A 19,533-nucleotide genomic window follows, 5' to 3' on the forward strand; every position below is an offset into this window, starting at 1 on the left:
GCCGAACCGGTGCGGACCGGGTTGGCCGAACTCACCCCGACGGGTTCGCCGAACACCGGAGGACCTGTTACGCCGAGCTACGACATATAAGTGTGTAGAAGGCGAGGAGGGACGAGCGGAAAAGAGGGAAGCTCCTCGGTGAAACCAACCGAGACGGTCTCCCCCCTGGCAGGGGAGCCGAGGAGTTCCCGCCATGGACGATACCGAGTTTGCCGTGCCCTCGCACGAGGCGGTGCGCACCGACGTGCGAGGCTTCTTCCTGGTCCTCCGCACCAGGACGGGGCACGGCGAACAGTTACGCAAGAGCAGCCACGGCGGCAGCGCCAGCTCAAGCAGGCTGCCCTCTCGGGGGGGGCGGCGCTGCCGAGGCGACCACTTCCACCGGAAGAAAGGCGGCCCGCTGGGCGGGGCGTGTCGAGCGACGCTGGGCCTCCCTATAGAGCCGATACTGGAAGACACCGAGCGACAGGCCGTGCTGGGCCACGAACTCCTTCTGCTGCAACCCACTCTCCTCGAACTCCGCCACCAATTGCTTCGACTCATCAGGGCCAGGTCGTCGCATGTCGAAGAGAACCGGTGTGCCCACCTCGGCTCAGCACGCCGGCCGTCGGTAGTTTATCGCGCCCGAGCCCACCATCCGCTTCACCAGCCGCGTCTTGAATGCATCCGTGTACGGCACCGTGTCCTGCCTGATCTCGCCCCCAAGGCGTCGTCATTCAGCTCGGCATGTCTGCCGAGGCGACAACTTCCCTGACACAGGGGGGCGCTGAGTCTCAGCTCCCAGTGCTCCGGGAGAATGGGCGACAGGGGCTCCGCTACGTCCACGAAGTCTGTGTGGGCAAGCTTGAGGTACTCGACGAGGGGGCGCAGGCGCTGGTGCTCCGCAGGCATCAGTCGGCGCTCCTCCTCGACGCTGACTGCGTAGCGGGCGAAGTGCTCCGAGGGCTCCAATACCCAGTCCTCCAGATCCGACTCACCCGGCACGAGGGTGTCCGAGGCCCCGGTGCCTGCAAGCCTCAAGCGTCAAGAACAGCGCGTTTGCGACGCCGAGCGCGTGGTCGAGCATCGCATTCATCACGAACACGTCGGCGGGTCGCTTCTTGAGCGGCAGGATCTCTTCGCTGCCGGATTGCTTGGCGCTCTCGAAGTGCTCGCGCGCACCGCCGAACAGCTCGTGTCGTGATGGGCGTCGGTGCCGCAGAGCTGCCGTGCCCTCGGAGGGCGGTTGCGGCAGTGCGCGAGGTACGCGACGCGGGGCACCTTTCCGACCTCAAATTGCACCCAGTAGCAGCGAGATGGGGGAGGGACGTTGATGCGCTCGCAGCCCCGTGCGAGGAGTCTCGATGCGACGTCGTACCGGGCCACGCCCTTCGTCATCGGCTTGGCCCAGGTTTCCCCGAAATGCTTCTCCCGAGCGATTCCTATCCGCAGCGTCACCTGGGAAGAATTGACCAGGCGGCTCGGAACTCCTCCGGCCCAAGCACTTCTTCAGGAATTCGTCGTCCTGCCCGCAATAGGTTGTGGACCTGATTGCGAAGCGACGGGCTGATGATGTCGAGACTCCTTTCCCGAGCGGAATTGGAGAAGCGCTCCTGTGAAGGCCAACCCAGTGAATATCCGAAGGCTTCTGCTGCGAGGAGCATCTGGCGGTGTAGCTCGTCGGCGGCAAGGAGGGCGGGGAGTCCGAGCTCCTTCGCACACTTTCGAGCAGCGAACGCGATGTCGAGACCTGCGTCATCGAGATCGCCTACGTAATGGATAGACTGGACGGGGCGCTCAATCGTCTTGAGATGGCCGAGCGCGGCGAGAAGACTGCGACCGCCACCATACGCGACGAGGTCATATTGTCTGGCTTCCAACTCGGCGAGAACACGTCTCGCCACAGCAAACGGGCCAGCGTTCTCGAAAATGAGCATACGGCCACCGTCCCCAACCGCCTCCCACGCAAGCGGAAGCGCATCTGGAAGACAGGCCAGTAGCTCCAGGGTCAGGCGCGAGGGGCCGAACAGCGACGTGGTCGCGAGCGACGCGAGCATCTTCTCGTCGCCCGTGAGCTGCAGCGACCGATACTTCAGCGGCGCTGGCTCGCTGAACATCCCGTTCACGAACCCATCGTGGACGCGGCGCAGGAACTCGACCTGTTGCGTCGAGAGGTTTCGGCACTGGACCACCCAGTGAAGGTTCTGGTGCCAGGGAAACGTCCGCCACGAGAAATCTGACGGCATGGACCGCTCGCGAACGATGTCCACGCTCGTTGGAACAGCCGGATCCATGGACCGATCCCAGCGCTTCCCATGCTCCGGCGGCAGACGGATGCTCCCGCGCGTCTCGATGGACCTGAGCGCGTCGAGCAAGAGCCGGCGTTCTGCGGGACCGGGCGTCCTGTGCGGAAAGACGTTCGCCAAGGCGCGCCAGAGCTCTTGCTCGCCAACGCGAACGGCACCGTCTGCCAGGAGCCTACGTTCGAACTGTTCGACCTGACGCTCATCGAGCTCCGAAGCAGTCATCACCGCTCCGCGTCATCTGGGCGCGCGTCCGGGCCTTTCTCTCGGCGTCCAATTCTGACCGCTTCGATGACGCGCACCTCGTCGGGAGCGTGCTCGACGAGGCGACGACCTGTGTTGCGGTCGACGCGTTCGTTGCGGAGGCGGATCACGTTCGGGAGGGCGCGGAGCGCCTCGTGATCGTTGACCCCGGTTGTATAAATGAGCTGCACCCCCATCGCCCGGGCGACGTCTCGCTGTAGCTCCAGGAAGCGGGCGCGTGACGCGCGGCCGATGGGGTTGTCGAGGATCAGCACGCTGGATGCGCGCCTGGAGAGCCCGCGCGAGCGACCGCGCACCCGCGCGAGCGTGCAGTAGAGGAGAATGGCGCCCGTAAGCTGCTCTCCTCCGCTTGAGCGGGCCATCTCGGGAATGCTCACGGTTCGCCGGTCGAGCGCGGGATCCGGGTGCAATACGCGAACCTGGACCGGCCGCGCGAGCCGTCGCACCGCAGCCTGAACCAACGCGACGCCTCCGAGATCGTGCTTGCCATCGAGAAGCTCATCGATGAGCTCGGCTAAACGAGCGCGCTTCTCGCTCGGGTCGTCCGGCTCCTGCGTTTGAATCCGTAGGAAGTGCACGCCACCGATGCCGGGCACATGGTCGGGAAGCTTGGAGAGGTTCGATGCCTGGCGTAGCAGCTTCATCCCCTCTTCGGCGACGGCATGCAACTCGTCGACCAGAACCGTTCGATGGCGATCGACGCCCGATATCTGTTCCTCGAGTACGTTGCGGCGTAGCTCGAGCTGCGCCGCGAGTTGCTCGCTTGCACTTTCGAGCGCAGGCTCGTCATGCTCCTGGAGCCGCCGCACCCAGGGCGCGTCGAGACGCTCGAACTCGGGTCCCGCCGCGAATGCGCGAAGCGCCGCGATGGCTGTTCCTCGCTCGTTGTCCATCGACTGCCAGTCCGCGCGCGCTCTGCGGAGCCCGTCGCTCGTCTTCTTCAGCCGAGAGGGCAAGAGCGACTCTTCGAACGTCGCGGCCAGGCCCGGACGGGGCGGGCTGCCCCCCTCCGCGAGCAGGTCTGCGTAGTCGTCACGCAAAGACTTCAGCCGCTCCGCGTGCCGCTCAATGTCGGAAGCACGCTGTCGAACCTGATCGGCGTTCTGCTTCGTCTCGGTCGCTCGTGCCTGCTCCGACTCTGCGCTGTGCTGGTGCAGCTTCGCCTCGCCCTCTAAGGCCGTCGCCTCGGTCTCGGCGAGCTCCGGCGTGCTCGGTGCCCGTTGAAGAGGGGCCAACATGATGAACGACTTGCAGGCACCCTCGGCCTGCTCGAGCGCGACGGCGGCGGGGTCGATGCGGCCCTTGAGATTGCCCATGCGGCCTTGCAGTGAGCTCGCCTTCGCCTCGGCATCCTGCCGGAGTTGCTCAACCGTGTCCGGCTCCGCGAGTCCAGCGAGGTGCTCTCGCACGAGCTCTTCCGTGATCTCCGCGGAGAGGAGCTTCGCGAGTCGACCGCGCTCTTCTTTCGCGTTGTCGTCGTTCTGCTTCGCAAGCGCCAAGAGAGCGTCCGCGCCGACCTTCTCTTCGTACTGGCCCTTGAGGAGCTGGTACCGGTCACGAAGCTCGTCGTTCGGTCCCGGCTCGCCGGCAACCTCGCCCTCGACGTACTCGAGCGCGGCCCGCTCGGTCTCGATGCCGCGCGCCTCTTCGCCTTGCTTCTGCGCCGCTACGGACGAGCCCGTCGCACGCTCGTCGGCGGCGTCTGCGAGATTCTGCCATTGACTGATCTCCTCGGCCGCCTTCTTCGCCCGAGTCTTCGCCGTTTCCAGCTCCGTTCGCCACTTCGCGGACGGATGGACGTGTTCTTCGAGGAAGGCGCTGAGGCGACGGACCGCGTTCCGGGCAGTCTCCAGATTGAGGTCCTGGTCGCGCCGTTCGGTCTCGCCCCGCTTGCGGTCGGCGGCCTTCTGTTTGCGCTCGTCCTGTAGGGCAGCCAACCGCGTGCGAGCTTCCTCTTCCTTCAGCGACGCCCCCAAAACGTCGCGCGACGTATTCTCGTACCAGCCCACTGGGTACCGTGCGCGAAACGAACGCAACGACTCGGCAGCTCGGGTGAGCTCCCGTTGTTGAAGATCCGCCGACTGGATCCGCTTACGGTGCTCATCGAGACGGGCTCGGAGCTCGCTCAATCGGGTCCGCGCAACGTCGCGGTCGAACCATGCTGACTCTCTCGGTCCCACGACGACGCCAGGCAGTTCCGGAGCCCGGGTCAGGGCATCGGTGCCACCGATCAGCACAGGGCCTTCCGGCTCCAGTCCAGCCTCGCGCATGAGTTCGGCGGCTCGTTCGAGATCGGCGGGCCGAACGACAACGCCTTGAGCAAGCGAGGGCGCTTTGCGAACTGCGGCTCGCGCCTCTTGCTTGGGCACGTTCGCCTGAATCCACGACCACCCCGACCAGGCCTGCCCGCCAAGCCGCTCGCTGAGGAACTCGACCACGCGCTGGGCATCGGGCGACGGTGGCAGGAGGCCGTGCTCTTCGAGATGAAGGGCGGCACGCTCGTCATCCGCAGCCGCCAGCCGCGTGTCCACGACGACCCGCTGTGCGGCACGAGCCGTCTGCTCGAGCGTGCCCACCGCGTCGGTGCTGATGCGATCGGCATCAAGCGTCTCGAGTTCGAGCGCCGCCTTGAGCGCGGCATCGCCCTCGATGAACTCGCGCTCCTGCATTGCACGATCGAAGCGATCCTTGAGCTTCTGACGCTCTGACTGGCACTGCGAGAGCACGTCCGTTGCCCTCGCGATGGCGCCGTCGAATGCCTCGAGAGCCTCGTCGAGACGTACGATCTCGCTGTCGAGCCGCTCAACCGCAGCCTCATGGTCGGTAGCCTTGCCCGTCCAACGGCTGACGCCCGCGTCGGCCGACTCATCGGAGCCGAGGATCCCTGCGCGGACCAACTGCTTGCGCTTGGACTCGACGGCATCGAGGCGCTGCTCGAGCCCTTTCGCCTCGGTTTCTGCCTGGCCCTGGACTTTGCCGGCCTCCAACGCTTGGTGTCGACATTCGCGCGCCTCCTCGCGGGCAGTTTTCTCGTCGCCGCGCGCCTCCTCGGCCTTCCTCCGATGGTCTTGGGCCCGCCAGGTCAACGCAGACGCGAACCTGCGCGCCGCACTCTCGAGCTCCGCGCGCAACGGGGCATGCTTCCGCTCACGTTGCTGAAGCGACCTGCGCTGGTCCTTCGCCTTCTCTTCGAACTGGATCGCCCGCCGAAGGGGAACCGCGGCGCTCCAGATTCTGGCGAGACGCTGGGCGGTGCGCCAGTCGTCCTGCACCTGGTCATGTTCTTCTTTTAGCCGCGCGAGCCGTAGCTCTGCGGCATGTCTCTTGAGCTGAGCGGCGCGCCCACGCTTCGCCGTCGCGTGTCGCGACTGCTCCTTCGAGGACTCGGCATGGCGTGCATGGGCCTCATTGAGCCGCTCGGCGTCTTCGCCGAGCTCCTTAACGCGCACTGCGGCGAGCGCGTCGAGGGCTTCGAGATCGGTTCGGGCTTCACTCAGCTCCGTGCGCAGACGTTCGCGACGGTCGCGAACGCCGCGCATGGCACTTATACGTGTGAGCAGGCCGGCGACGAGGTCGCGCTCGGGCACGAACTGCTCCTTGCGTTGCAGGAGTTCACGGCGGAACGCGATGATGTTCTTGCCAACGCGGTCGCCAAATGCAGGATCGAGAGCGAGGGCCAACAGGAAATCGATGAAGTCTTCGGCCTCGGCGAACCGGAACAACTCGTCGGCGCCGCCCTCTCGCTGGTTCATCCTCACCTGATACGAGAACAGCTCCGGGTCGATGCGGGCGGCCTCCAGCACGTCCTGCCACTCTCGCTGGTTCTCCGTGTCGCTGACGTTGAGGTGCGGAGCGCGATCCCGAAGCGAACGCCATGTCTCGCGGAATGCGCCGAGCGTGCGGCGCGAACGCGAGCCGTTGTTGGCGGTGTACAGCGGCAAATCCTCGAGCGTTGATTCGGGATGCTCGGGCGTGACGCGGCACGAGAAGAAGAGGCGACGCAGGTCGCCCGAGCCGTCGCGACGCTCGTAGAAGACTCCCGTCAGGAAGTGTTCAGACTCCAGGCCCAGGGAGTCAGCGGCGGGGTCGAGCTGCCACTCGGCGACCGTCACGGCTCGGTCGCTCGAAAGGATGTAGTCGTCCAGCGAACGCTGCTTGGCCTCTGCCTTACCGCCGAGGAACTCGCTCTTGTGCGGGCGAATAATGGCGAAGAAGAGGTTCAGGATGGAGGACTTGCCCCCGCCGTTTCTGAGCCAGAGCGTCGAGTCCGTAGCGCGTCCGTCGGGTGCTTGGAAGTTGAGCAGGAGGTCATCCATCCGCGCCTGCGGATGCCCGAGAGACACGAACCGAAGTTTCAGGAGCTGGGGCATCAGACTCCGTCCCCGCCCGACGGCGAAGTCGGGGCGTCAAGCGCGTCGCGCACGAGCTGAAAAAGGGCCGTGCCTGCGAGCTGCTGGACCATGACCTGATATCGCCGCGTAGGCTGCCACGCGGTCTCGGACCCCTGACGAACCTGGGTGAAGCAACCGAACTCGCGCAAGCGTTCGAGCGCGTACTCGATGAGCCGTCGCGTCGCCCTCATCGCTTTGCGCGAATCGCGCGTCTCCATGGTGTCAAGTCGCTGCATGTAGACGCGCCAGGCTTCGATGAGCCCACGGCGCTCGTCGTCGGCGTTCGGGTCGGGCGCACTGCGAGCCTCTTCGGAAAGGCGCTCGCATAGCTGCCGGAGCTGCGTCTCGACCTCGTCCACGGTAACTGGGGATCGGACGATGTCTGGATCCTCGTCTAGATCTCGGGCGCGCGGAAACACGGTAGCGGCGATGGCGATCTGCGCAAGTCCATCGAGAAGGCGATCGTCGACCTTCGAGCTGCCCGGGCGAAAGTCCGCAGGCTTGAGCGCGAAGATGGAGTCGTCCATTGGCGCAAGCACGACGCCGTGTTCGCTGACGTCGAGCACGTGCAACCCGAGGCCGTCTGCGAGTTCACGCACGGTGGTTCGAAAGGCGCTGTCGTCAAAGTAGTGCTCGACGAGTTCGCGATACTCTGCTTCCTGGGCAGGACGTGCGAGCGGTCTCAGACCCCATTGAACGAGCCGGCCTGCGTGCCACACGGAATCACGAGCCGTCATCACGCTGACCTCCGAGCGGCGCTTACGAGTAGGTCGTCCCCATAGAGCAGCGGATCCTCGAGCTGGGCCCCAGCAATGGGTTCTGCGGCGACGTGCGCGGTGTCGCGGTCTTCGGTCGAAAAGCCTTGCAGCACGAGGAGAGCCATTACTTCCAAGACTGCGTTCGAAGCACCGGATGCACGAGCCCTGGACAGCACTTCGGAGAGCCTGACCTCGCCACCGTCGCCGTTCAGGAAATCCGTCGCGGCCGCGCGCACCTCAGGTGGATATCGTCGGAGCTCGGCATCCAGGTCGGCTGCGTCGACGGGCTCGACGTCGATGTCCTGTCGAGGTTGCGGTCGCCGTGGCTGAAGCATCCACGTGACGAGCCCCTCGAGCGAGGCGAGCACCGGAAGGTGTGTGCCTACGAACAGGGGAAAGGCGCGGTCGAGGAGCTGAACAGCGCGAGCGATCGGCATCCGCAAGAGTGGCTCAAGGACGTCGTCGGCGAGATGTGGAAGCGGACGGGATGGTTTTGGCGCGAACGCTTGGCGAGCCTGGGCGTCGAGAAAGACATTGTGGGCTCCGAGCAACTGCTCGTGCAACTCGGTGTGTCGGAGCAGGCAGTCACGCGTCAGGTCCGCAACCTGAGCGACGGCACGGCGAGAGCTCGCTTCCTCGTCGGGCATAATCTCCAGCCGCTCGTCTGCGGCCCCCAAGATGCCACGTTCGACCGCGAAGCGGCGCTCAAGATGAGCCAGCGACTCGTTCAGGATTCGGGGAACCTCGACTTTCCAGTCTACACGATCGACGTCCCGACGTGTGTCGCGGAGGATCTGCAGGACTTTGTCCCGGAAGCGCACGGACTGGATCCTCGCCTGCCGCGCCGAGTGGACGGCCTCCTCGAAGCGTCCTCGCGCGAGCTGCGATTCCACGACGGCCTCGGCAGCTGCTTGCGCGTCTTCTACGTCGAGGTCGAGTAGGCGTAGATAGAGGTTACAGGCCTCGGCCGATGGCCGAAGAACCGTGCGACCCGAGGGATGGAATGCGTCGAAGACGAGTCGGAATTCGAGCGCGTGCCTCAGCGCCGCGCCCGCGCCGTTGACAGAGGTGTACTCCTCGCGGAACGGACGGCGTGCGTCGCCATCGTTGCGGAGGCCTCCGAGCAGTTTGTCAATCATCCGCTCGTGACGCTCTGGCGAGGGAGCGACGTCAGCCGCAGCATCCATCGCGGAAAGGACGGGGCGAAGGACCCGCGTCACCGCCTCACGATCCGCCTCTGCCTCCAGGCCGAGCCGATCGATCACGACGTCCAGTACTCGGAGCGCGAGCGCCAGGCTGTCGTAGTGTCTGAGCTCCGCGTCGCGCATTGCGTCGCTGCGGCGCAGAGCGTCCAACGGCAACGTGTGAAGAAGAACGCGAAGCCGACGCGTGAGATCGGCAGTCCAGCCTTCGCTGACCGGCTCTCCTGCCGCTGGTCCAGGGGCATTGTCCACGTTATTAGCGGCGGCCTCTCTCCGGTCGCCTGATGGGAAGGCGAAGCCCTGCTGGTGATCCGGAGCGATTTGCTTCCTCACTGGCGTCTCCCATCACGCTGGACCTCGGCCGTTTGGGCCTCAATCCAGGCCTCGATATCCCGAAGCCGAAAACGCCACGAGTCTCCGAACTTGAACCCCGGAAACCGATCCTCCTGCGACTGCTGATAGAGGCGCCGCTCGGTGTGCTTGAGGTAGTTGATGACCTCCTTGAGCGTGAGGATCGCGTCTTCGGCCATGCCCTGCTCCGGGGGTGGGGTCCTTCCGCTGTGCCCGCAGTTTATGGTGAAGATTTTAGGAGAACAACACAGGAGGCCGCAGGTGTCGCTGCTCGGACCTGGCGTAGCCCTTATTTCAATCGGACAGTTCCCGATCTCCTTGGAATGGACACGAAGACAGTTGAGCTCCTGCGGGCCGCCAGGGGGCTGCGCAGTACGCAGACCCTTTTCGTCGTCCCTGATTCACGCCTCGGCTGATTGAGTCGGGTTCCAAGCAGAGCCGAGGAGACTGAGCACCGCTTGGGGCCGTGCCCGGTAGTAGCCGAGCCCCGAGCGCGGTGCGTGCTGCAGCTCGGCCATCTCGTCGAAGAGGGTGTTGTGCGTGGCTCGCTGGCGCAGCGGCCGCCACAGCCGCTCAATAGGCTGTAGTTGCGGGCTGTAGGGAGGGAGTCGATACAGCGTCAGATGCGGGTAGCGCCGCAGCGCCCAATCCACCGGGAGGCCGCGGTGCCAGGGCGCGTTATCGATGACGAGGACGACTTCGCGGTGCTGCGCGGCTGGATAGGCCCGTGCGACGTCGAGCAGGTGGTGGGCAAAGGCCACCTGCATGCGCTTCGTTTTGGACAGCCCGTCCTTGCGGCGAGTTCGGGTGCGACTGCCATACAGACGGCTGGTCACCTCGCCCGCGGTGACGTTGGCCGAGGCAAAGGTGTGCACTACGTCTTTGCAGTCTCGGGTACCAATGACGGGGCGCTCGCCCTTGAGGCCCAGGGTGGCCGTCAGCGTCGGCACCATGGGAAATCTCGCCTCGTCCTGGCTCAGGAGGGCAATGTCGCCTGCTGCCGCCTGGAGTTTTTCGCTCAACGCCAGGAGGGCTTGCTGCTGGCGCACTGGGTCTGCGCGCAGGAAGCGGTAGGTGGGCCGGTAGAGGCGTACGTCATGGCGGCGGCAGAAGTCCCGCATGGCCGTCTCGCGCACGCGAATGCCCGTCTGCCGGTGAAGGAAGTCAGCCAGGGTAAGGTGCGTCCAGTTGGCACGCTTCAGCCCGCAGGCCCCGGGGCCTTGGCGTATCCAGTCCAGAATGGTGGGCGCCAGCTCTTCGGGAATGAGGGGCGTCTTGCCCGGCGCCCACTGAATCTTCAACCCTTGCAGCCCTCCAGTGCGGTAGCGGGCCAGGAAGCGCTGGATGTTGCGCGTCGTCGTCCCCAGGTCCTCTGCAATCTGCTGCTGGGGACGGCCCCGAGCGGCCATCAGCACCGCCTGACACCTGTCGCGCAGGCGGCGCTCCTCCGTCGTGCGGAAGCACGCCTCCAGCTCGCTCCTCTGCTCCTCGCTCAGTTCCAGCCGGCTCATGCAGGTTCAACCTGCGACCACTGACGGATTCATCCGAGTTGTGAATGAGGAGCCATGTCCGCTTGGTATGGTGAGTGCCGCGAAGACGTCGCTGGCAGCGAACCATGGCTCACCCCGTTCGTCCAGGGAGACACGGATGCGGTGTGCCTCGAGGTTGAGATCGGCCAGCGGATACTCAGCGAGTCCTCTCCGGGGAACGCCGAGGTCTCGTGGGGCCCGGCTCAAGTATGCGCAGGGGGTAATGACTTGTCTTGCTGGGGCGACAGAGCGTGCATGGCCGCGTCCTCTTCACGATGGAGTCGCCATGTCTGCCTATGCCGCTGTCGCCCGCCCACCTCGCACCCTCACGGAGAAGGAGGTGGCGCTCCTGCTGCGCACGACGGGGGGGCACAAGGAGGGATTCCGGGACCACTGCCTGTACAGCCTCGCGCTGGCCTCGGGCCTTCGCGAGCACGAGCTGGTCGCCCTCAACATCGGCGACATCTTCGACGCGCGTAGCCGCGCACGCCGGCACGTGTCGCTGCGCGTCTTCAAGGGTTGCCGTCGGCACCCTGGCCCCCAGGAAGTCGTCCTCTCGGACACGGTGCGCGCGAAGCTGGAGAAGCTGCTGCGCCTCAAGCGCGCGCAGGGGCACGACGTGGGGCTCCAGGCGCCCCTCTTCCTGAGCCGCAAGGGCCTGCGCCTGTCCACGCGGCAGGTGCGCCACGGCTTCGCGGTGTGGCAGCAGCGCGCGGGGCTGGAGCGGCACCTGAACTTCCACGCCGTGCGCCACACCGCGTGCACCGGGGTGTACCGGCGGACGAAGGACATCCGCCTCACCCAGCGCTTCGCGCGGCAGCGCAGCATCGACTCCACCGTCATCTACACGCACCCCTCGGACGACGAGCTGGTGCGCGTGACGCAAGAGTTGCCCTGCTGATGGGGCACGCCGCCTCCGCGCTGAGAGTCCGCACGAGCCCCTGGTTGGGCCGGGGGGCCGCGCGGAGGCGGTGATGGGTGACCGTGCGCGGGAGCCGCGCGGGCTGTTCCAGGCGTAGCCGGCGAAAGTGAACACCCCGCGCCGTTCACTTACCGAGTGCAAATGAACAGGGGAGGGGTGTTCACTTTCTGGGAGGTGGCTCCCTCAAAAAGGGCCCTAGGTACACTCCCCGGCGAGACCCGCTTCACGAAAAATCGCACTACCCCCCACCCTGGCGTCGTGGGTAGGCGGGGTAGGCGTGCTGGAGTCGTCGGTAGGCAGGGTTGCGCCTAGCAAGGGTAGGCAGGGCTGGTGGCTGGGGAGGAGCTGGGCCGCGCGGCGGGCGGCAGGCGGCCCCAACCAGCGGAAAGCGGCAATAGGCCTCGGCGCTTCGGCCTGCCAGGAGGCCTCGTAAGCGCGCGAAACAGCGAGAGAGCGGTGACGCCGAATGGCCGCCTTTACCTGTTTCCGGCCATTCGGCTCGGCCCTGGTAACGGCACGCGCGCCCAGGTGCGCGCGGGGCGGAGGGCCGGTGCTTCGAGGGCAGCTCGGGGGCTCGTGGGGCTCACGAGGAGGACAAAGGCCTGTGGCCCGAAGCGTTCGGGGACACGCGCACGAGAAAGGGGCGCCACGCGGCGATGAGCGCGGCGCGCGGGGGTTGCCCGGTGGCGCGCGCCAGATGGGCCACCTGGCGGCCAGCGGGGCTTGAGCGGAGGAGGGCGTCCCGGGCCCAGGGAAGTGAACGGCCCGAGGCCGTCCGGCCCGCTGGACGGAGTGTGCTTCCGGGCCCGAGTTATGGCCCCGGGCAATGCCGCGGCGCTCGAGGACCTGGTGGCTGTCCGCCCTAACTTCGCGAAACGACGAAGGCTGTGGCCCCAGGAGCGTGGATCCGCGCGCCAGGTGGAGCTCCCGGGGGAAAGTGAACGGGCGCGGCTTGGCTCGGAGAAAGTGAACGGCGAAACTGAACGCGAAAGTGTCCGCGTTCACTTATCAGAGGGCCGTCTCAGGCGGAGTCGGCGGGGGGAGGGCGCCTGCCGGAGGGGCATCTTCCCGAGCCGCGGGAGTGTCGCTGGCCCTGGACCAACCTGGACGAACAGCTTCGGGCTTCGCGCAGCCGCCGAGACAGCCGCGCCTTCGAGCTGTCATGAGCCGGCCTCTCCTCGTGGGGCACCTGCGCGGAGCGGAGTCTTGCTCCTCTCAATCAGCCCAGGTGCCCAGGAGCGCAAAGGGCAGCTTCGCCGAAACCTGAAAGGTTCTCCCCCTTGCCCCGCCTTTCGCGCGCAGGCGAAGGGCAACCGGGCGCGAGCGGCCAGTCCTGAGAGCTCAGGAGTCGCGAACTGGTTGGCCGGCCCGGATGCGGTCCGTTGAGCCGGTCCCTGGCGTCCAGAGCAACCAGGGCAGGGAAGCCGGAGGTGCCGAGGTCTCACCCAGGCGCCCTGTACCTCCAGTTGAAGCAAGGCCAGCGACACTCCCGACTTCAGCTGCCGGACTTCTCCAAAGTCCGGCAGAAGTCCGGCATGAAGTCCGGCAGCAATTTCCATAACAACTTCATGGGGTTGAGGCACTCTGCCGGACTTGCCGGACTTCAAAGGCACCTTTACGTACGCGAGGGAGAATATTTTCGGAGGGAAGCGCGCCGAAAATATTTCCCCGTAGAGGGGCGGGACGGGGGAGGAAGTCCGGCAAGTCCGGCATGAGGGCCTAACCCTTCGTAGTTACAGCCGTTTTGGGTGCCGGACTTCTGCGGGGGAAGTCCGGCAGTCCGGCAGGAATGCGAGAGTCGTAGGGGGGAATGTAGGTGGTGAGGCCACTCACTCTCCTGTTCCCCGCCTTCAGTGTCCTGTCTGCCCCGTCGTGCTGGGGCTGGGGCCGCCGGTTGCTCGTCACCGGTGAGCACCACCCCCGTGTGTCTGCTGGGGTTGCCCTTGTTCGAGCGAGAGCGGCTTCTGGGGAAGGCGGCTGTCCATGCCCTTCGGCGTGAAGGTTGCCTCGCCTACGCACTCCTCACTCGTTCCGAGCAGTCATGGCCAGCCCCTCGTGGAGTGCTCGTGGCCTCTTCCCTTGGAGCGAAGCGTGGGCGTCCGAATGGAGGAGGTGGGAACTCCGCCCGTGTCCAAGGCAGAGGGGCATGAGGCCCGCCCAGCAGAGGCCATCGCCGCCCCCATGAAGGAGCGCCCCTCCATGCTGGATGGCCCGCCGAGGCCTCCTTCTCATGGTGCTACCGGACGCGGGGCAAGCCACCAGGACTCCAGCAAAACCTGAGTACCTGGCGAGTCGAAGGCCCCGGTGGAAATTCGTGCGCGTCGGCATGTCCCCGATTGCGGGCACCGAGCCTTTGTCTCTGCAGGGACGGAGCGGCCCCCTCAGCAGCGGCGGCCACAACCTCCTCCGGCCCCGAGGCGGACATGCGTGACGAGAGCGACTCCCCCAGGCCAGTTACCCAAACGCCCAGCCCTGTCCCAGCCCAGCCCTCGAGGGAGGACTGCCGCACGCAGGAGTTGGCGAAGCAGCCCAAGGAGGCCGGGGTCGCCTGGCTGAAGTTGGAGAATGACGGCGATGCCGCCGTCGTCGTCTTCCTCGGGGAGCCGCACCCACGCGACGTGGCTGTCATCGACAACAAGTTCGTCCCCTTCACCCGGAGGCTGAAGGCGGAGGGACACAAGCCCGTGCTGCGATTTACCCACAACGTCGCCCTCTTCGAGACGCGCGAGGTGAAGGTGCTGGAGTACGGAATTGCCTTCTTCAAGGACGTCCTGCGCGTGCGGCACGCGTTTGGGCTTGAGACGTGGGCCGTTGAAGTCCAGCGTCACGGGGCCGCGAAGGACTGGTGGCAGACGCGCTACTCCCTGCAGCCCGAGCGCCGCCTGTCCTCGGAGCAGCAGCAGGCCTTCCAGGGGCTGCCGCTTCACGACTTGGCGAAGCTCCGGGTGGACGCGTCGACGGCAGCCGAAGCAGCGCGCCGCGGCGACTCGGGCGCGAGGCGGCCCAACGCGCGTCTCGTGCAGCACCTCTCTGACGTCCTGAAAACCATGCCGCGCAAGAGGGTGGAGCGCCTCCTCCACCACCACCTCGGAATGCAGCAGGTTGGGGACGTGTCAGCCATGCGCGGCGAGGAGTGGCAAACCTTCGTCGAAGAGGTTGCAGTCGAGTACCAGGCGTTTTGGGAACGAAACTGCTGAGCGCCAGCCCGAGGTGAGTTGAGCCGCCAAGCCAGGGCGTGCTGCGAGGCAGTCCGTCCACACGTCCCCGGAAAGCAACCCATGCAGGACTTCTTCTCCGCGCGCCGTGGGGACGAGGGGCGCGCTGCCTCTCGTGTCCTCGGCCCCCCAGCAGTCATTGCGCAACTGCGGCCCGGCGCCAGGCTGGCGGGACGTGCGCGCCAACCAGCCGTGCGTCGAGGGCCGGACGCCGCGGCGACGAGGCACAGCCCCCAGGTGCGGGCCCCATGAGCTTTCGCGCCTTCGTGGAGCAGGTGCGGAGCCGCTCGGACATCACCGACGTCGTCGGCGCCCACGTCGAGTTGCGCCCTTCGGGCAGCACCCTCAAGGGACTCTCACCCTTTCACCCGGAGAAGACGCCCTCCTTCGTCGTGTGGCCCACCACGCAGACGTGGCACGACTTCTCCAACGGCGGCAGCCTGGGTGGCGACGTCTTCAACTTCGTCCAGGAGAGGGAGAAGGTTGGCTTCAAGGAGGCGGTATTCCGGCTGGCCGAGCGCGTCGGTATTTCTCCTCCCTCTCCCCATGACGAGTCCCACGCGCGTGAGCTCGAGGCGCTGGTGGAGCGCCGCGACGTCGAGCGACTCCTCACGGCCGCCGCCGACTACTACCACCGCCGCCTGCCCGCGAAACTCCGCGAGGAGTCCTTCAACCAGCACTACGGCTTCACCGACGAGGTGGTGGACAACCTCAAGCTGGGGTGGGCCGACGGCGGCCTCTTCGCGCACCTGGGCCATGCATTGGGCGCGAGTCGCGAGGCGGCCCTCAAGACGGGACTCTTCGTCCAACTGCCAGGCGGCCGCGTCGAGGACTTCTTCCGGGAGCGCCTCGTCTTCCCGTACTGGAAGGGGGGCCGCGTCGTCTACTTCATCGCCCGTGCGACGCAACACACGAGGGAGGAGGCCAAGTACAAGAAGCTCCTCACCCACTCGGAGCGGCACCCCTACGTCTCGCCCACCGTCCGCAACGACTACTTCTACAACGAGGACGCGGCACGCAAGGCCGACACGCTGCTGATTACGGAGGGCGTCACCGACTGCATCAGCGCCATGCAGGCGGGCATTGCATGCCTCTCTCCGGCCACGACGCGCTTTCGCAAGCAGGACATTCCCCGGCTGCTGAGACTCACGCGTGACGCCAGGCGCGTCGTCATTTGCAATGACGCCGAGGCCAGCGGCGCCGGAGAGGTGGGCGCGCGGGAGACTGCCGCGGCCCTCTGGGCCGAGGGGCGCGAGGCGTGCCTCGCCCTGCTTCCACGTCCGCAGGGCACCGAGAAGGTGGACGTCAACGCGTTTGTGACGACGCACGGCGCCGCGGCGCTCCACGAAGTCCTCGGCCGCGCGAGGGGCTACCCGGAGTACCTGCTGGACGGCATTCCGGAGAGTGCGCCCAAGGCCGACTTGGACAAGGCGCTGGCGCCCCTCCTGGCCTCACTGCAGACGTGCACCCCCGTGCGGGCCGACGTCGTGCTGGACGCCATTTCGGCGAAGTTTGGCCTCCGGAGGCGGGCCCTCAACGCCAACCTCAAGGGGGTGGTGGCGCAGAAGGAGGCGGCGGCCACGGCTCAGCGCCGTGCGTCCGCCGTGCGCCCGGAAATCAACGTAGGCAACCGCCAACTCTGGGCCATTGTCACCGAGGCACGCCAAGCGGTGGTGCAGGCGAATGAGCGCCGCATGAAGGCGGCCAGCACGCAGGGCTTCGCCAACGAGGCGGCGCCACTCTTCGTGCGAGGCAACGCCCTCGCGCAGCTCGCCCAGCCCGAGAAGGAGGCGCCCATTCTCTCCGAGATGACGGAGGCCGCTGTCTACGGAGTCCTCCTCCGGGAGGCGACGTGGGTAGCGGAAGTCGAGGGCAGGCCGCACTCCGTCTTCCCGCCGAAGGACGTCGCGCGGGACTTCCTCGCGTACCCGCCTCCGGGCCTCCCTCCCGTGGAGGCCGTCATTACCACGCCGGTATTCGGCCAGGACGGGAAGCTCCTCCTGACGCCCGGGCTGCACCCGGAGGACAGACTCTGGCTGGAGCTCACCCCCGCACTTCACCTCGGCGCCGTGCCCGAGCGGCCGACACCCGAGGAGGTTGCAGCCGCACGGGCCCTCTTCTTTGACGACGTCTTCGTGGACTTCCCATTCGCGCACCCCAGTGACAAGGCACATGCCCTCGCCGCCGTCCTCCTGCCCTTCGTCCGGAGGATGATTGAGGGCTGCACCCCTCTCCACGTCGTGGAGGCGCCCGCTGTTGGCTCCGGCAAGGGCCTCTTGTGCAACCTCGTCTCGTGGGTGGTGACGGGCAGGGCATGCGCCATTGGCACCTTGCCTGAGAATGAAGAGGAGATTCGAAAGACGCTCACCGCCGAGCTCGCCCTGGCGCGCCCCCTCATCCTCCTCGACAACGCCAATGAGAAGGCGACGCTCTCCTCTGCGGCCCTCGCGGCCATGCTGACGAGTACGTCCTGGACGGACCGCCTCCTGGGCAAGACGCAGAAGCTGACGCTGCCCAATACCGCCATGTGGATGCTCACCGGCAACAACCCGAGGCTTTCAAAGGACATTGCCCGTCGCTCCGTGCGCATCCGCATCGACCCCAAACTGGACAGGGCCTGGACGCGGACGGACTTCAGGCATGACCCGATTATTCCTTGGGTGAAGGAGCACCGGAGCGAGTTGGTGCGCGCGGCCCTGACGCTCGTGCAGGCGTGGATTGCCGCGGGGAGGCCCCTGGGGAAAGAGCGGCTGGGCTCCTTCGAGCACTGGGCGGCCGTCATGGGCGGCCTTCTCAAAGTGGCTGGAGTGGAGGGCTTCCTCGGCAACCTCGACGAGCTTTATGCGAATGCGGACGTCGAAGGGGAGTCCTGGCGGGAATTCGTGCAGGCCTGGTGGGCGGCGCACGGCGCGGAGGAGGTGCTCGTCTCCAGCCTCAACGAGCTATGCGAGAAGGACGAGCTGATGCTGCAGGTGCGAGGTGAGGGCGGCCCGCGCTCGCAGCAGAGCCGCCTGGGCCGTGCGTTGCAAACGGCGAGGGACAGAGTCTTTGGCGACTTGCGGGTGGTGGTGAGGAACCAGGACCGCAAGAAGCGGACGATGTACGCACTCCAGAAGCTGGCGGGCGAGCCAGAGGTGAACACGGCCACGACTCCCGCGGAGACGACAGAAGTCGACCCTTGGGCGTAGCAGCTGTGCCGCGAGCCCGGTGCGGCAGCGTCGCGAGGATGCCGTCGACGTGCTGGCCGAGGCCCTGTGGGAGTTGTTGTTGATGGTCTTCAGAAAGCGCGGGAATCTGGTCACGTCGGTTTGAGGGCTTGAGTTCGAGCCAGGGCTCTCCGAGCACTGGCCGATGGCCTCATGCCGTCGCGGGCTCCCCGATTCAAAGGGGCGCCGTCAGGCGCCGAGCGGAGCGAGCTTGCCCTTGACTCGGTGGGGCACGCGGTGGCCGGAACCATGGAAAACCGGTCGACCTGATGACCAGGAATCTGCGCTTTCTCGCGACCGCCAACAGGAGCTGTGGCTGCGTCGACATGCGCAGCCGCAACGACAGACGCCAACCTGGAGCGCGGAGGAGAGCGCGCATGGCTGAGCCGCGGACTCTCGACTTGTCTTCTTCCGGGGACAGAGCGTCCATGGCTTTCGCCCGAGGGCGTGCTGCCCCGGACGAAGGAGACACCACCATGGCGAAGAAGGGGACTGCACGGGCCGCGCGCCAGCAGTTGGCGGATGTGCCACAGCAACTGGCCGCGCTGGCCAGCATGTCGGTGCCGGATTTGGCGGCGAAGTACCTGGAGCTGTACGGCGAGCCCACGCGCAGCCGCAACCGGGACTACCTGAAGAAGCGCCTGGCCTTCCGCATTCAGGAGCTGGCCGAAGGGGGCCTCTCCACGCGCGCCGTCGCGCGCATCTCGGAGTTGGGCGACAAGCTGCCCGAGCGCTGGAGGATGCGGCAGGTGGAGGAGGCGAAGCCCCCCGCGCCGCCGCCTCCATCCACTTCGGACGTGCGCGCCGCCGCTGCGGACGCACGCGCACCCGCTGCGGACGGGCGCGACGCGCGCCTGCCCCCGCCGGGCACGGTGCTGACACGCGTCTTCAAAGGCACGCAGCATCGGGTGATGGTGCGTGAGGACGGCATTGAATACGAGGGCCAGCTTCACCGCAGCCTCTCCAGCGTGGCCAAGCTGATTACGGGGACGGCCTGGAATGGCTACAGCTTCTTCGGGCTCAAGGACGGCGCCTCGAAGCAGAAGGCGGTGACGCGATGAGCGGCCCCGCCTTCTTCCAGACGTACATGGGGCAGCGCTTCTACGAGTCGACGATGCCGGGGCTCGTCCGTGAGCTGAAGCGCCTCAATGACAACATGGAGCGACTGGTGGCCGTGGCGGACCAGCTCGCCGGGAAGACTCAGTCGCCGAGCGGCGAGCCTCGGGAGCCGACGCCCGAGGATTCGGAGGGAGAATGAGGAAGAGCAAGTTGCCGCCCTCGGACGCGAAGCGCTGCGCCGTCTACACGCGCAAGTCCACGGCGGCGGGCCTGGAGATGGAGTTCAACTCGCTGGATGCCCAGCGCGAGTCCTGTGTCTCCTACGTGCAGCGCCAGCCCGGCTGGGTGTTGTTG

General features: G+C 66.6%; 13 protein-coding genes. 6 read left to right on the forward strand and 7 right to left on the reverse strand.

The window, feature by feature from the left end:
• Nucleotides 1–328: 328 nt before the first annotated feature.
• The gene (gene tnpA / locus HNV26_RS23955) at nucleotides 329–562 is read right to left on the reverse strand and encodes an IS66 family insertion sequence element accessory protein TnpA (RefSeq protein ID WP_171443163.1); all 234 of its coding nucleotides are present in this window, start codon (nucleotides 560–562) and stop codon (nucleotides 329–331) included.
• Nucleotides 563–1,003: 441 nt separating this feature from the next.
• On the opposite strand from tnpA, the gene HNV26_RS23960 reads away from it, so the two are divergent.
• Nucleotides 1,004–1,183, forward strand: a complete 180-nt coding sequence (locus tag HNV26_RS23960) for a hypothetical protein (RefSeq protein WP_171443164.1) — start codon at nucleotides 1,004–1,006, stop codon at nucleotides 1,181–1,183.
• 250 nt (nucleotides 1,184–1,433) lie between these two features.
• Here HNV26_RS23960 and HNV26_RS23965 read toward each other — a convergent pair whose 3' ends face one another.
• From HNV26_RS23965 to HNV26_RS23990, 6 genes are all read right to left on the reverse strand, one after another.
• Nucleotides 1,434–2,507, reverse strand: a complete 1,074-nt coding sequence (locus tag HNV26_RS23965; RefSeq protein WP_171443165.1) for a DUF2399 domain-containing protein — start codon at nucleotides 2,505–2,507, stop codon at nucleotides 1,434–1,436.
• Nucleotides 2,507–6,916, reverse strand: coding sequence for a hypothetical protein (locus HNV26_RS23970; RefSeq protein WP_171443166.1), 4,410 nt, complete (start codon nucleotides 6,914–6,916; stop codon nucleotides 2,507–2,509). The genes HNV26_RS23965 and HNV26_RS23970 overlap by 1 nt, the downstream gene beginning before the upstream one ends.
• Entirely contained in the window at nucleotides 6,916–7,674 is a 759-nt protein-coding gene (locus tag HNV26_RS23975; protein WP_171452880.1) for a hypothetical protein, read from the reverse strand. Before HNV26_RS23975 ends, HNV26_RS23970 begins: the two co-directional genes overlap by 1 nt.
• Nucleotides 7,674–9,230 carry a hypothetical protein gene (locus HNV26_RS23980; protein WP_171443168.1) on the reverse strand — a complete coding sequence of 519 codons (1,557 nt, stop codon included), beginning with the start codon at nucleotides 9,228–9,230 and terminating at the stop codon, nucleotides 7,674–7,676. The genes HNV26_RS23975 and HNV26_RS23980 overlap by 1 nt, the downstream gene beginning before the upstream one ends.
• Nucleotides 9,227–9,427, reverse strand: coding sequence for a helix-turn-helix transcriptional regulator (locus HNV26_RS23985; protein WP_171443169.1), 201 nt, complete (start codon nucleotides 9,425–9,427; stop codon nucleotides 9,227–9,229). Before HNV26_RS23985 ends, HNV26_RS23980 begins: the two co-directional genes overlap by 4 nt.
• Before the next feature lie 222 nt (nucleotides 9,428–9,649).
• Nucleotides 9,650–10,759 carry an IS630 family transposase gene (locus tag HNV26_RS23990; protein ID WP_171443170.1) on the reverse strand — a complete coding sequence of 370 codons (1,110 nt, stop codon included), beginning with the start codon at nucleotides 10,757–10,759 and terminating at the stop codon, nucleotides 9,650–9,652.
• A gap of 304 nt (nucleotides 10,760–11,063) precedes the next feature.
• On the opposite strand from HNV26_RS23990, the gene HNV26_RS23995 reads away from it, so the two are divergent.
• The 5 genes from HNV26_RS23995 to HNV26_RS24015 all read left to right on the forward strand — a co-directional run bounded on the left by HNV26_RS23995 (nucleotide 11,064) and on the right by HNV26_RS24015 (nucleotide 19,378).
• A complete protein-coding gene (locus tag HNV26_RS23995; protein ID WP_171443171.1) occupies nucleotides 11,064–11,678 on the forward strand; it encodes a tyrosine-type recombinase/integrase in 615 nt (204 codons plus the stop codon).
• 2,444 nt (nucleotides 11,679–14,122) lie between these two features.
• Entirely contained in the window at nucleotides 14,123–14,896 is a 774-nt protein-coding gene (locus HNV26_RS24000) for a hypothetical protein (RefSeq protein ID WP_253816977.1), read from the forward strand.
• A gap of 266 nt (nucleotides 14,897–15,162) precedes the next feature.
• On the forward strand, nucleotides 15,163–18,102 hold the full coding sequence (locus tag HNV26_RS24005; protein WP_171443172.1) for a CHC2 zinc finger domain-containing protein: 2,940 nt from the start codon (nucleotides 15,163–15,165) through the stop codon (nucleotides 18,100–18,102).
• 494 nt (nucleotides 18,103–18,596) lie between these two features.
• Nucleotides 18,597–19,181: a DUF2924 domain-containing protein gene (locus HNV26_RS24010; RefSeq protein ID WP_171443173.1), complete on the forward strand. Its 585-nt coding sequence runs from the start codon at nucleotides 18,597–18,599 to the stop codon at nucleotides 19,179–19,181.
• A complete protein-coding gene (locus tag HNV26_RS24015; RefSeq protein WP_171443174.1) occupies nucleotides 19,178–19,378 on the forward strand; it encodes a hypothetical protein in 201 nt (66 codons plus the stop codon). The genes HNV26_RS24010 and HNV26_RS24015 overlap by 4 nt, the downstream gene beginning before the upstream one ends.
• The last annotated feature ends 155 nt before the right edge of the window (nucleotides 19,379–19,533 follow it).

The sequence above is a fragment of the Myxococcus xanthus genome, from assembly GCF_013116825.1.
Lineage (GTDB): Bacteria > Myxococcota > Myxococcia > Myxococcales > Myxococcaceae > Myxococcus > Myxococcus xanthus_B.

Bases quoted from the DNA above. Each gene is read 5' to 3' on its own strand.
- HNV26_RS23970 (WP_171443166.1), bottom strand. From the start codon at position 6,916: ATGCCCCAGCTCCTGAAACTTCGGTTCGTGTCTCTCGGGCATCCGCAG.
- tnpA (WP_171443163.1), bottom strand. From the start codon at position 562: ATGCGACGACCTGGCCCTGATGAGTCGAAGCAATTGGTGGCGGAGTTC.
- HNV26_RS23990 (WP_171443170.1), bottom strand. From the start codon at position 10,759: ATGAGCCGGCTGGAACTGAGCGAGGAGCAGAGGAGCGAGCTGGAGGCG.
- HNV26_RS23985 (WP_171443169.1), bottom strand. From the start codon at position 9,427: ATGGCCGAAGACGCGATCCTCACGCTCAAGGAGGTCATCAACTACCTC.
- HNV26_RS23995 (WP_171443171.1), top strand. From the start codon at position 11,064: ATGTCTGCCTATGCCGCTGTCGCCCGCCCACCTCGCACCCTCACGGAG.
- HNV26_RS24015 (WP_171443174.1), top strand. From the start codon at position 19,178: ATGAGCGGCCCCGCCTTCTTCCAGACGTACATGGGGCAGCGCTTCTAC.
- HNV26_RS24010 (WP_171443173.1), top strand. From the start codon at position 18,597: ATGGCGAAGAAGGGGACTGCACGGGCCGCGCGCCAGCAGTTGGCGGAT.
- HNV26_RS24000 (WP_253816977.1), top strand. From the start codon at position 14,123: ATGCGTGACGAGAGCGACTCCCCCAGGCCAGTTACCCAAACGCCCAGC.
- HNV26_RS23965 (WP_171443165.1), bottom strand. From the start codon at position 2,507: ATGACTGCTTCGGAGCTCGATGAGCGTCAGGTCGAACAGTTCGAACGT.
- HNV26_RS23975 (WP_171452880.1), bottom strand. From the start codon at position 7,674: ATGACGGCTCGTGATTCCGTGTGGCACGCAGGCCGGCTCGTTCAATGG.
- HNV26_RS24005 (WP_171443172.1), top strand. From the start codon at position 15,163: ATGAGCTTTCGCGCCTTCGTGGAGCAGGTGCGGAGCCGCTCGGACATC.